Below are 12102 nucleotides of genomic sequence, written 5' to 3'. Positions count from 1 at the left end.
TGACGGCTGGTTGACCTGGGTCGGATCGGCCTGGTGGAGAACGGCCGTGGATACGGTCCGGGGACACGCCGGCACGACCGGCCGGCAGGGTGACCCCGCTGGTTCCGGAAGCTACCCGTGCCCGGGCCCCTGAACAGCCGTCCATACGACAGATGCAGATCCCTCGATGAGTAGGGCTGGTCACATCTTGACACTGGTGATCTTCAACGGGATCCCCGGATCGTGTCGGCCATCGATGCGTTCGGCCAACGGCGTTGCACGTTCGTCTATTTCTCGGACCGGCGGTGTCATATCGGTGACGCCGCCCCCAGGGCATTGCGCCGAAGGCCCCTCCCGGGAGCTTTGCGGTCTTCTGCGCCGTTGTTTCCGGTCCTCGATCGGGCCGCCCCGTCGGTGGGGGCGCGAACGTCTCGCCGCTCCGCGGCGGTTCCGGGGTGTAGCGCGGTCGCTGCTGGCTACAGGGGCTCCGTGGCGGAGCCCGACGGGGGACGACGAGACGGCGCCGAGGGCGGGCCGGGCGGCCGGGGCGACCCGACCGGCCGGCCGCTACGCCGGCTGGTGGCGACGCTGGCCGATCCCGCGCGGAGCGCGCCGCGGGACGCGGTCCGCGCCGCGATCGTGCTGCCGGTTCTGTTCGCGATCGGGCGGTACGTCGTGGGAAACCAGTCCTTCGCGACGTTCGCGGTGTTCGGCGGCTTCGCCCTGCTGATCATGAGCGACTTCGGTGGCACCCGCGCCGAACGCACCCGCTCCTACCTGCTCGCCACCGCCGCGGGGGCGGTGCTGGTCGCGCTGGGCAGCCTGCTGGCCCGCTCGTCGCTCGCCGTCGCCGCCGTGATGTTCCTGGTGGCGTTCACGGCCACCTTCCTCGCCGTGGTGGTGGGCGGCCACGTCGGCACGGCCCGGCAGGGCGTGCTGCTCTCGTTCGTCCTGGCCGGCACGCTCCCCGCCGCCGTCGGGCAGGTTCCGATGCGGGTGGCGGGGTGGCTGTTCGCCGGCGTCACCGCGACCGCGGCCGCCCTGGTGCTGCTGCCCCGCGCCGGTCCGCTGGCGTTGGCCCGGGCCACCGGCGCGGCCTGCCGCTCGGTGGCCGACCTGGTCGACGCGATGGCGCGTGATCCGGCCGATCCGGCGTTGACCCGGCTGCGCGCGGCGGCGGCCCAGGCGGTCGCCACGGCCCGCGGCCGGTACGCCGGCACGGCCGGCCGGTCCGTCGGCTCCCGCCGGCAACTGCGCGCGTATGCCGAACTCGTCGGTGACCTGCAGCTGATCGTGGGGGTTGCCGGTCATCCGCCGTACCGGCCGGAACACCTCGCCCGCCGCCGGACCGGGACCGAGGACGAGCTGGTGGCAGCGGTGTCGGACGCCCTGCGCGCCAGCGCCGCCAGCCTCGAGGGCGCCGCAGGGGTGCCGGACGCCGGTGCGGTGCAACGGCGCCGGCGGGCCCATCGGCAGGCGCTGACGGAGTGGGCCCGGCGGTCACTGGACTGCTCGGCGCCCGCCGAGCAGATCCTCGACGGCCTGGCGGTCGACCACACGCTGCGCGTGCTGGCCTATCTCGCTACGGCGGTGGCCGTGAACGCCGCCACCGCGGCCGGGCGGGACACCGGCACCCGCGGCGGTGGCCCGGTGGCGGAGGCCGTGAGCGGCCCGCCGGACCGGCATCGGCGGCTGCGCTGGCTGGCGTCGTCCGCCGCGCCGGGCTCGACCGCACTGCGGAACAGCCTGCGGGCGGGGCTGGGCCTGGCGCTGTCGGTGTGGCTCGCCGGGCGGCTGGGCCTGCCGCACGCATTCTGGGTGGTGCTGGGCACCTTGCAGGTGCTGCGGACCAACGCCCTGGGCACCGCCCGCTCGGTCGCCCGGGCCATTGCCGGCAACGTGGTGGGCGTCGCCGTCGGTGCGGCGCTCGTGATCGGGGCCACCGGCCGCCCGGTGCTGCTCTGGGTGGTGCTGCCGGTGGCGGTCTTCCTCTCCGCGTACACCGCCGGCTCCCAGCGGTTCCTGCTCAGCCAGGCGGCCTTCACGGTCGACCTGATGATCATCTTCAACCTGCTCGCTCCGGTGGGCTGGCGCCTGGGCCTGATCCGGCTGGCGGACATCGGCGTCGGCGTGGCCGTCAGCGTCGCGCTCAGCCTGCTGCTGTGGCCGCGCGGCGTGCGCCGGCAGTTCGTCCGGAGCGCGGCCGCCTACTACCGGGCCTCCGTCGGGCAGCTCCGGCACGCCTTCGACCGGGTGCTCGCCACCGCCGACCGACCGCCGCCCGTGCCGCTGGGCGTGCGCATCCGGGCCGAGCTGGCGCTCGGCGACTACCTGTCCGAGCGGCCGACCGGGCCACTCGATTCCGCGACCGCGGTGGTCCTGCTCGCCGGGGCGAACCACCTCGCCCTGGCGGCCCGCCTGATGGAGAGCGCGACCGACGAGTACGGCTACCGGGCGGACCGGTGCCCGGACGCGGCCGCGGCCGTCCGGGCGGCCCAGCAGCCCCTGCTCGACGGGTTGGCGCGGCTGTCCGACGCACTGGGCGGCGCCGGCCGCCCGCCGCCCCGCCCGGCCCTGCCCGAGCTGGGCGCGCCCGTGCGGGCCTGTCTCGGCCGCTGGCGCGCCGACCAGCGGGCCGGCACCTCCGTGCTGGCACTGGTGGTCGCGACGGAGTGGATCCGCAGCATCGACCAGGTCGGTGACGACCTGGCCGACGCCGCGGAGCGGGCGGTGGCGGCGGCGGGCCGCCCGTGGTGGCGCTGACCGGGACGGGCTCCCGGACGCTCAGGGCGTCCCGAGCCCGAGGCTGATCGTCCTGGTCAACGTGGCGTTGTCGTCGTCGCCGTCCAGCGACCAGACCATCGCTCCGGCCAGGCCGGCCCGGCGGATGTAGCGCGTCTTCTGCCACACCACCACCGGATCGTCGTACGTCCAGAAGGTCGTGCCGTCGAACAGCCAGGCGTGCCCGGCGCGGAGGTCGCGGTGGACGGTGAAGCCGTTCCCGGCCAGGGTCTTGAGCCGCCGGTAGTCCTCGGACCCGGCCTCGAAGGTGGCCGGCGCGGGCCCGGCCGCGGGCTGGAACAGGCCGTCCCCACCTCCGGTCACCCCCGTCCAGCCTCGGCCGTAGTACGGGATGCCCAGGACCAGCTTGTCGCGGGGCGCGCCGCGGGCGATCCAGCCGTCGATGGCCACCTCGGCGGAGAAGTCCGGGTTGTCCGGCGCCCCGGCCGGGACCCGCAGCGCCGACTGCTGGTTGGTCACCCCGTCCCAGGAGCCGTGGAAGTCGTACCCCTGCACGGTGGCGAAGTCCAGGTAGCGGAAAATCTTCCGGCCCTCGTATCCGGCGTCCATGGTGGCCGGGTTGGCCGGCAGGAAGGCGGTCAGCGCATAGTGCCTGCCGGTTTCCCGGCCGTACGCGTCGAGTTGCCGGCGGAACTCGGCGAGCAGCGCGGTGACGTTCTCCCGGTCCTCCGGGCGGATCACGTTGCCCGGCTCGCCCGGCCAGTTCGGCCACTCCCAGTCCAGGTCGATGCCGTCGAAGACGCCGGCGGCGGCGCCCGGGCCGCCGCTGCCGCCGTCCAGGACCGGGAGGTTCCCCTTCAGGTAGAGGTCGATGCAGGAGGCGACGAACGCCCTGCGGGAGGCGTCGGTACGGGCGGCGTTCGAGAAGTACGTCGACCAGCTCCAGCCGCCCAGCGAGATCATCACGCGTAGGCCGGGATGCCGGGCCTTGAGCTTGGCCAGCTGGCCGAAGTTGCCGTTGAGCGGCTCACCCCAGGCGTCGGCGACGCCGTCGACGCTCTCCACCGCCGGGACCGGGCGCTGGTAGTCGGCCCAGGCGTCCCCCTCGCCGGGGCCACCGTCCACATAGCAGCGCCCGTCCTCGCTGACGTTGCCGAAGGCGTAGTTGATGTGGGTGAGACGGCTCGCCGCCCCGGAGGTGTCGAGCTTCTTCACCGGGAAGGCCCGGCCGTAGATGCCCCACTGGGTGAAGTAGCCGACCCGGTGGTAGCCGGCACGGCGGTCCGGGTCCCCGGCCGCGCTCGCGGCGGTCGGCGGGGCGGCGGTGACCAGCACGGCGGCCACGGCGGCGAGGGCGGTGAGACGGCGGTGGCGGAATGGTCGCATCGGCACTCCCACGAGGATGGAGCGAGATTAGTAAAGGAACCTTCCTGATCGATGAAGCTAAGCCGGTCGTCATGCCTGGTCAAGGGCTCTACGGCGACGGTGCGGAACGGCAACGGCAACTACGTCCGATGCGGCGGCCGCACGGCCGCCGCATCGGACGTACGAAGTGGCGGCGTCAGCCGGTGATGTGCATGATCGCGTCGGCTTCCTCGACGGTCGCCTGGTCGAGCGGGAAATAGCCCTGCTGCGGGGTGGTGTCCGTGCGCGTGCGAGCCGGGGGCACCTCGGTGGCCGGGATCAGCCCCCAGCCGGTGATGCGGCGTTGCAGGAGACCCTCGAAGGTGTCCGGCTCGGGCTCGCCCAGCTGGAGAACCTCACTGCGCCCGAGGCTGGCCGCGATGAAGACGTAGCTCTCGAACCGCAGGGAGTCGACGATGGCCCCGGCGCCGAACCAGTTGGCGCTCATGTCTCCCAGGCTCCAGGCGCTCCCGTTTCGTTGCAGGTGAAGGTTGTGGGCGAAGAGCATCGTCGGGCCGCGCCCCGCCTCGACGCTGCGAATGTCGAGCAGATTGCGCGCCATCAACGTGTCCCGCGTGGTCAGCAGGAGGGGGAGCCGGTCGCTCTGCCCGAGGGGCTGCGCCGCCTGCCAGTGGTAGTGGAGCAGCCCGAGGCCCGCATCGAGGTGCGTCCTGGCTCGGAGCCACTCGGCGCGTGAGGTCCTCGCGATCAGCTCCGGTGCGCCGGCGTAAAGCCTCGTGAGCAGATCCTCGCCGATCCTTCGCAGCCGCTCGGCTTCGGGCGTGGCGCCCATGGACATGGCGAAGTCGAGGATCGCCTCAGCGCGGCTCCAGCGATGGTCGTCCCCGGCGATGCCCGCGATGTCGAGGTCCTCGATGTGGAGATAGTCGCGTGCGTACTCGAAATAGCTTCTCGGGCTGGGTGCGCTGGTGTTCTCGGTCGGGGCGTCGAAACCGTGGAAGGTCAGGCGGTCCTGCGTTGGCCGGTTCCGGTTGTGCTCCCGCATCCAGGTGACCAGCCGCCGGTTGGCGTCCAAGGCGCCGAAGTCGTGGGAGAAGCCTTCGCTCATCACCGAGGCGAGGCTTCCGGTGCCGTGCAGTACGTAGTCGTTGACGGCGAGCGCGGCCACGCGATCGGTCTCGAGGGCGATCGAACGGAAGCCGAGCTCGACCAGCTGGGCGAAGAGCTCGTTGCGGACCGCGCCGAAAGCGGGCTCCTGGTGGGTCGGCTCGCCCAAAGCGAGGAGATCACATGGCTCGGGTACGAAGTCGCGAATGTCCTGGCTCATGTGGCTCAAACGTACCATTGAAACTTCGGTGGAGACTTTGGGCGGAGAGCGGTGCACGACGTCGCGGTAAAGTCTCAAATCGTGCGACCATCCGACCTTGCGCGCGAGCACGGACTCTCGACCCAGGCGGTCCGCAACTACGAGCGAGACGGGTTCATCCCGCCCGCCGAGCGCACGCGCAGCGGTTACCGGGTCTACACCGAGGTTCATGCGGCCGCGCTGCGTGCCTACCTGACGCTCGTCGCGGCCTACGGCTACCCGGCCGCCGGCCAGATCATGAACGCCCTGCGCGATGGCGCGCTCGACGACGCGCTGGTCGTCATCGATCGTGGCCACGGCCAGATGCTGCGCGACCGGAACACGCTCGACGCGGTGCGAGAAGCCATCCTGGACCTTCCCGCGGGGCCGGACGACGCTCCGGGCTCCGGCGGGTGGACCATCGGCGAGCTCGCGCGCCGGCTCCGGGTCACGCCGGCCACCTTGCGCAAATGGGAGAGCGCCGGCCTCCTCGCCCCCGCACGCGATCCGGCCACCGGCTACCGGCTGTTCCGCGCGAGTGACACCCGCGACGCCGAGCTGGCCCACCTGCTGCGACGTGGAGGATATCCGCTGGACCACATCGCCACCGTGGTCCAGCAGGTCCGAACGGCGGGCGGCACGGAGACGCTCTCCCGCGCCCTGGATGACTGGCAGCGACGGCTCACCGCGCAGGGCGTCGCCATGCTCGACGCCGCCTCCCGGCTCAGCCACTATCTGAGCCTCGCGGCGATTGTCTGACCGGTCGTTTCAGAATGAGGACACCGCGTCATCCGAGGGTGCGCGCCCGGCCGCGCGCCCGCCGCGTCGGCTGCGAATTCGCTGTCCGGCTGCCGGAGCACGGTGATAGACAGCCGGAGTCGAAGAGACTCTGGAGTTCCCCGTTCTGCTGCGGCTGATCGTGCGGCGGCCTCGCGTAGTCCATGGTGAACTCGCCCCCGCCGATCGACATCGGCGCCGAGCTCCCGTCGCGGCGACTGATCGCCGGGGTCGGGCGGAGCCACCGTGCCCGGTGCTCCGCCCGATCCGGGAGCCCTCGCCCTACGCGGGCACCACGTCGAGTCGGGGGCCGGCCGGCTTCGGCGTACCGGCCAGGGCCAGGAGGGTCTGCCCGGTGCCGTCGTCGACCAGGGCGACCCGCACCGTGTCCGGATCGTGCTCGGCCAGGGGCACGGCGAACACCGCGGTCACCGGCCGGCCCTGGAGGAGCGCGGCGTGACCGACGAAGCGCCAGACGCCGTCGTCCCAGTGGTCGCGCACGTCGGAGCGGAGCAGCGGCGCCACCCGCCGGTAGGCGTCGCTGCGTTGGACCTGCTGGAGGGTGGCCAGCAGCGGGAGGCCGGAGCCACCGCGCAGCGGGTGGGTCAGCCGGGCCCGCAGCCGGCGTAGCGGCAGCAGCCAGGCGGCGTCCAGTTCGGGGGAGAGCGCCACGACCACCGCCGACTCGGCGAGCAGCAGGGCGCCGCCGGCCAGCGGCCGGGTGGCGAGGGCCGCCGGCCAGCCACCGGGGGCCAGCCCCGCCAGTCCGGCCGCCACGACGAGCAGCGCGGCCCGGGCCAGGCTGCGGCGGGAGACCGGGGTCGGCCGGGCGCTCAGGCAGCCGCACGAGGAGGTGGGTGCGGCGCGGCGGGCGTACGTCAAGTAGGCGAGGAAGCCGATCGCCAGCACGGCCGCGGCGGCCGCCGCCGGCCGCCGTACGGGTGGCAGCAGGAGCAGCGCCCCGAGGGTCAGCTCGACCCCGCCGAGCAGCCGGTACGCGGGCAGCGCCCGGTGCTGCCCGATCAGCCGGGTGAGCGCCGACCGCTGGGCGGCGGCCGCGGCGTGCCGGCTGAACAGCTTGACGCGCGCGGACCAGATCAGCACCGCACCGAGGACCGGCGGTTGCAGCGCCGCGATCATGTCGATCATGGGTTCTCCCATCGGGTTGGCCGGTGGGCGCCGCCCGGGCGGCCCGGACCCGCGCCGCCCGGGCGGCGCCGGTCAAGCGGCGGCGTAGACGGTGGCGATGTCGATCTCGTTGGTGTCCGGGTGCCAGGCGCCGAGCACCTGGACGTGCCGGCCGACCTTCAGCAGCGACAGGTCGCTGACCGCCGGTGTGCCGTTGTAGACCGCGGCGGATCGGCCGGGCACGACGTGGGCGACGATCCGCCGGCCCATGTGGTCGAGGTGCAGCACGTTGCGGCCGACCGCGGCGATGTGCGCGTGCAGGTTGACGATGTTGACCCAGACGGAGTCCGCGGCGAGCGTGCCGTCGGGCAGGCGGACGCCGCGGGCGTAGAGCCCGTCGCCGACGGCCACCTGGTCGAACGTGGTGGGATGCAGCTTCCAAATGCTCGTGCCGTCGGTGATCCGGATCGGGTGCAGCACGGTGTCCGAGCCGGTGACCAGCAGCAGGTGGCCGGAGATCTTGCTGATCCGGCCCTCGATGAAGTTCGGGTCCGGCGCGCCGGGTTCGACGGTCGCCGCCTCGGCGGCGAAGGCGGCCTCGGGAGCGAGCGATCCGAGCCCGGTGGCGCCCACCACGCCGCCCAGGGCGGCGGTGGCGAGCAGGCGTCGACGGTCCAGGGTGTGAGGCATGGCCGATCCTCCTGTTCAGACGATGTCGACCGAGCAGGGCCGCAGCCCGACGGAGAGGCTGGCGATCGCGCTGAACGCCGCCGGCGTCAGGTCGATGATCCGGTTGCTGCCGCAGGCCGAGCCGCAGCAGGTGGTCTCGCCGCAGAACAGGTCGGTCTGCGGGCCGCAGTCGGCGATGGTGGTGCCGACGCGGGCGCCGTTGCAGAGGTTGGTGGTGTAGTGCCGGAAGCCGCAACCGCGCCGACTCATGCTGACTCCGCAGGTGTCGGGGTGGGTGATGGCGAAGCAGGCGTCCGAGGTGTTGGGCCAGGCGTGCTGGTAGTTGCCCGAGTTGCAGGTGCCGCAGGCGCCGTGCCCGGTGGAGCCGCAGGGCCCCCAGGCGTTGCCGCAGCAGAACCACGACATCTCGCCGCGTAGAGCTGCCATGGTTACCTCCTCCCGTTGCGTCTCATCGACAGCGATGAGCATCGATATAGATGGCAATTGTTGTGGTGAATATTCACCGACGTCAACGCCTTGGGCGAAAAATTCCTACAGGAGGAACGTCGGACGCGATGTGCATCCGATATGAGCGCGGATGTATCCAATCGACGACCGTTGGTCTACAGTGGCGGTCGATCCTCGGCGAGAGGCGGGCCCGGAAGCAGGGAGGACGCGCATGAGGGAACTGTGGCGACTGGGAGCCGTCGAGATCGCCGCCGCGATCCGGAACGGGGAGACGACCAGTCTCGCCGTGCTCGACGCGCTCCGGGGGCGGATCGAGGAGGTCAACGGCCACCTCAACGCCGTCGTGGCCCGGCTCGACGACAGCGCCACCGAGGCGGCGGTCGCCGCCGACCGGGCGGTGGCGGACGGGACGCCCCTGGGCCCGCTGCACGGCGTGCCGGTCACCGTCAAGGAGAACATCGACGTCGCGGGATGCCCGACCACCCACGGCGCCGCCGCGTTCGCCGAGGCGCTCGCGCCGCGCGACGCACCGGTCGTCGAGCGACTGCGGGCAGCCGGGGCGATTCCCTTCGCCCGGACCAACATGCCCGACTTCGGGGTGCGCGCGCACACCGACTCGTCCCTGCACGGGCGCACGCACAACCCGTGGCATCCCGCCGTCACCGCCGGGGGGTCGAGCGGCGGCGAGGCGTCCGCCATCGCCAGCGGCATGTCGCCGCTGGGTGTGGGCAACGACGTCGGCGGCTCGGTGCGGGAGCCCGCCAACCGCTGCGGGATCGTGGCCGTCAAGCCGTCGACCGGCCTCGTGCCGCATGCCTCGTCGATCCCGCCGGAGGAGGCGCTCATCACGTACCAGCTCATGCTGGCCCAGGGCGTGCTGGCCCGGCGGGTCGCCGACGTCCGGGCCGCGCTCCTGGCGCTCGCCGGGCCGCACCCGCGCGATCCCCTGGCCCTGCCGGTCACCCTGACCGCCCCGGATCCGGACGCCCGGCTGCGCATCGCGGTCGCCGCCGAACCGGCCGGCTGCGACGTCGATCCGGCCATCGCCGCCGCCGTCCGGGCCGCCGGCGACCGGCTGGCCGCCGCCGGACACATCGTCGAGGAGGCGACGCCGACGGGGTACGAGCGCATCGTCGACCTGTGGGCCGCGCTGGTGATGAACGACTTCCGCGTGCTGCTGCCCGCCCTGGAGGGCGTGCTCGGCGCGGGCTCGAAGGCCTACCTCACGTACGCCCGGCAGTTGCTTCCGCCGCTCGACACCGCGGCCGTGACGACGCTGCACCTCGAACGCCACGCGACCGAGCTGCGCTGGCACCGATTCCTGTCGGACTGGGACGTGCTGCTGACCCCGGCCGGCGCCACCCCGCCGCCCCACCACGACGCGGACATCGCCTCCCTGGACGGGCTGCGTGCCGCGCTCGACCTGCTCCGGCCGCTGCTGCCGGCCAACCTGCTGGGCCTGCCGGCGGCCGTCGTTCCCTGCGGGACGGCGTACGGACTGCCGGTCGGCGCGCAGTTCACGGCCCGCCGGTTCGGCGACCTCACGGCCCTCGCGGCGGCACAGGCCGTCGAGGACGCCGGTGGCGTCCTCACCCCGATCGACCCGGTGCTGCCCTCGGCCGGTGACGGCCTCGCGGTGCCTCCGGCGGGTCGCCGCTCAGCGGGGGCGGATGACGCACATCCCGCCGCGAGCCGGTAGCTCCATCGCGGCCAACGCGTCGGGCACCTCAGCGAGGCCGATGGTGCGCGTGATCAGCTCGCCGGGGCGCAGCACCCCGCCGGTGACCAGCCGGAGCATCTCGGGGTAGGCGTGCGCCGGCATGCCGTGACTGCCCCGCAGCTCCAGCTCGTACGCGATCACGCGCTCCATCGGCAGGGCCGGGCGGCCCTGGGCGGCGGGCAGGAGGCCCACCTGCACGTGTCGTCCGCGCCGTCGCAGGCTCTCGATCGAGGCGGCGCAGGTGGCGGGACTGCCGAGCGCGTCGAGGGACAGGTGGGCGCCGCCGCCCGTCACCTCCCGGACGGCCGCGGCCACCGCGCCCGGCCCGGTACGGGCACTGCCGTCCAGGCAGACCGTCGCGCCGCAGCTCCTGGCGAGGTCGAGCGCGCCTGGGGCGACGTCGACAGCCACCACCCGGGCGCCGCACGCTGCCGCGATCATCACCGCGGAGAGTCCCACCCCGCCGCAGCCGTGCACCGCCACCCACTCGCCCGCGGCCACCCGCCCCTGATGGACCACGGCCCGGAACGCCGTGGCGAAGCGGCAGCCCAGCGCCGCCGCGGTCGGGAAATCCAGCTCGTCGGGGAGCCGGACCAGGTTGACGTCGGCGTTCCGGACCGCCACGTATTCGGCGAAGGAGCCCCAGTGGGTGAAGCCCGGCTGTGTCTGCCGCTCGCAGACCTGCTGGTCGCCGGCGAGGCAGGCGGGGCACTGCCCGCAGGCGCAGACGAAGGGCGCGGTGACCCGGTCGCCGGCCCGCCAGTTGCGGACGCCGACGCCGACCGCGGTGACCACCCCGGCGAACTCGTGCCCGGGTACGTGCGGCGGCCGGATGTCCGGATCGTGTCCCTGCCAGCCGTGCCAGTCACTGCGGCACAGGCCCGTCGCCTCGACGCGGACGACCGCGCCTCCGGCCGGCGGCTCGGGGTCCGGAACGTCGCGGACCTGCGGTCGGGCACCGAACTCGTCGAAGATCACGGCACGCATGCGCCGCATCCTCACATGCCAGGGGTGCGGCCCGGCACAGACCCCCGACGGGGGTGACCGGCACCGGTCACGCGGATTCGGCCCCGCCGGCCGCGACATCGCGGCCGGCGGGGCCGCGTCTTGTGCCGCCACTCGGTGCGCGTTTCATCAGCTCGCCGTCTCTCCCGGTCGTCGCGTCGGCGCGGGCTCCGCCCGTCGAGCGGAACGGGCGCCGGTCAGCCCACCGCGACCCGGTCGGTGAAGGCCGTCAGGTTGGCCATCGCCCGGTCGATCCGCTCCTGGAGGGTCAGGGTCTCCTCCCGGCGGACCAGCCGCATCTTCGGCTGCCGCTTGCCCCGTACGTAGAGCGAGCAGGCGAGGTCGGCGCAGATGTACTCGCCGACCGTGTTGCCCTTGCGCCCCGCCGCCCCGGCCAGCGGCGCGACGAACAGCGCCACTCCCGAGGAGGCGTGATCGGTGAGGCAGATCCGGCACATGCTCGACCGCACCGTGTTCTGCCTACGGGGCTCCGGCCGCCGCAGCACGACGCCGGTGAGCCCGTCCTCGCCGGGTACGACCAGCAGCGCCCGCAGCGGGGCGCCGGGGTCGGTCCAGCCGAGGAAGTCCAGGTCGGCCCAGGGCACCCCGCTCTCGGCGAAGCCGGGGGGCATCCGGATCCGGCTCGCCTCGCCCTTGCTGCAGTTGACGAAGGACTGCCGGATGTCCTTCTCATCGAGTGGTTGCATGACCGCGAAGCTAGGTCGTCCCGCACCGGCGAGGCATCCGCTTTTCCGGCCCGCGGCACGGGGATCCGGGAACCGGTGTGAGCGACGTAACCGACCGGCGCCTGCGGTGGGGGGGGGGGGGGGGGGGGGGGGGGGGGGGGGGGGGGGGGGGGGGGGGGGGGGGGGGGGGGGGGGGGGGGGGGGGGGGGGGGGGGGGG

General features: G+C 73.7%; 10 protein-coding genes. 3 read left to right on the top strand and 7 right to left on the bottom strand.

The window, feature by feature from the left end; all coding sequences use genetic code 11:
* Positions 1 to 468: 468 nt before the first annotated feature.
* The gene (locus ACZ6S5_RS20900) at positions 469 to 2742 is read left to right on the top strand and encodes an FUSC family protein (protein ID WP_466002790.1); all 2274 of its coding nucleotides are present in this window, start codon (positions 469 to 471) and stop codon (positions 2740 to 2742) included.
* 21 nt (positions 2743 to 2763) lie between these two features.
* Here ACZ6S5_RS20900 and ACZ6S5_RS20895 read toward each other — a convergent pair whose 3' ends face one another.
* Positions 2764 to 4107, bottom strand: coding sequence for a glycoside hydrolase family 18 protein (locus ACZ6S5_RS20895; RefSeq protein ID WP_466002788.1), 1344 nt, complete (start codon positions 4105 to 4107; stop codon positions 2764 to 2766).
* Positions 4108 to 4282: 175 nt separating this feature from the next.
* Positions 4283 to 5413 carry an erythromycin esterase family protein gene (locus ACZ6S5_RS20890; RefSeq protein ID WP_466002786.1) on the bottom strand — a complete coding sequence of 377 codons (1131 nt, stop codon included), beginning with the start codon at positions 5411 to 5413 and terminating at the stop codon, positions 4283 to 4285.
* 78 nt (positions 5414 to 5491) lie between these two features.
* Between ACZ6S5_RS20890 and ACZ6S5_RS20885 the strand changes: the two genes are divergently transcribed.
* Entirely contained in the window at positions 5492 to 6190 is a 699-nt protein-coding gene (locus tag ACZ6S5_RS20885; RefSeq protein WP_466002910.1) for a TioE family transcriptional regulator, read from the top strand.
* Positions 6191 to 6490: 300 nt separating this feature from the next.
* Here ACZ6S5_RS20885 and ACZ6S5_RS20880 read toward each other — a convergent pair whose 3' ends face one another.
* From ACZ6S5_RS20880 to ACZ6S5_RS20870, 3 genes are all read right to left on the bottom strand, one after another.
* Positions 6491 to 7357, bottom strand: coding sequence for a MauE/DoxX family redox-associated membrane protein (locus ACZ6S5_RS20880; RefSeq protein WP_466002784.1), 867 nt, complete (start codon positions 7355 to 7357; stop codon positions 6491 to 6493).
* A gap of 72 nt (positions 7358 to 7429) precedes the next feature.
* Complete coding sequence (locus tag ACZ6S5_RS20875) at positions 7430 to 8026, bottom strand: cell wall protein (protein WP_466002782.1); 597 nt, start codon at positions 8024 to 8026, stop codon at positions 7430 to 7432.
* Positions 8027 to 8041: 15 nt separating this feature from the next.
* A complete protein-coding gene (locus ACZ6S5_RS20870; protein ID WP_466002780.1) occupies positions 8042 to 8452 on the bottom strand; it encodes an RlpA-like double-psi beta-barrel domain-containing protein in 411 nt (136 codons plus the stop codon).
* 232 nt (positions 8453 to 8684) lie between these two features.
* On the opposite strand from ACZ6S5_RS20870, the gene ACZ6S5_RS20865 reads away from it, so the two are divergent.
* Positions 8685 to 10172, top strand: coding sequence for an amidase (locus ACZ6S5_RS20865; RefSeq protein WP_466002778.1), 1488 nt, complete (start codon positions 8685 to 8687; stop codon positions 10170 to 10172).
* Here ACZ6S5_RS20865 and ACZ6S5_RS20860 read toward each other — a convergent pair.
* Complete coding sequence (locus ACZ6S5_RS20860) at positions 10131 to 11180, bottom strand: zinc-dependent alcohol dehydrogenase family protein (protein WP_466002776.1); 1050 nt, start codon at positions 11178 to 11180, stop codon at positions 10131 to 10133. The two genes, ACZ6S5_RS20865 and ACZ6S5_RS20860, sit on opposite strands and share 42 nt — an antisense overlap.
* Positions 11181 to 11395: 215 nt before the next feature.
* Complete coding sequence (locus ACZ6S5_RS20855; protein WP_466002774.1) at positions 11396 to 11905, bottom strand: FBP domain-containing protein; 510 nt, start codon at positions 11903 to 11905, stop codon at positions 11396 to 11398.
* Positions 11906 to 12102 lie beyond the last annotated feature (197 nt).

The organism is Micromonospora sp. NPDC051924 (assembly GCF_055586005.1).
The sequence above is the reverse complement of the archived record's forward strand: the minus strand, read 5'-3'. Positions and strand labels throughout refer to the sequence as shown.

Coding starts and splice junctions, on each gene's coding strand:
- ACZ6S5_RS20895 (WP_466002788.1), bottom strand. CDS start 4,107: ATGCGACCATTCCGCCACCGCCGTCTCACCGCCCTCGCCGCCGTGGCC.
- ACZ6S5_RS20890 (WP_466002786.1), bottom strand. CDS start 5,413: ATGAGCCAGGACATTCGCGACTTCGTACCCGAGCCATGTGATCTCCTC.
- ACZ6S5_RS20880 (WP_466002784.1), bottom strand. CDS start 7,357: ATGATCGACATGATCGCGGCGCTGCAACCGCCGGTCCTCGGTGCGGTG.
- ACZ6S5_RS20875 (WP_466002782.1), bottom strand. CDS start 8,026: ATGCCTCACACCCTGGACCGTCGACGCCTGCTCGCCACCGCCGCCCTG.
- ACZ6S5_RS20870 (WP_466002780.1), bottom strand. CDS start 8,452: ATGGCAGCTCTACGCGGCGAGATGTCGTGGTTCTGCTGCGGCAACGCC.
- ACZ6S5_RS20865 (WP_466002778.1), top strand. CDS start 8,685: ATGAGGGAACTGTGGCGACTGGGAGCCGTCGAGATCGCCGCCGCGATC.
- ACZ6S5_RS20860 (WP_466002776.1), bottom strand. CDS start 11,180: ATGCGTGCCGTGATCTTCGACGAGTTCGGTGCCCGACCGCAGGTCCGC.
- ACZ6S5_RS20855 (WP_466002774.1), bottom strand. CDS start 11,905: ATGCAACCACTCGATGAGAAGGACATCCGGCAGTCCTTCGTCAACTGC.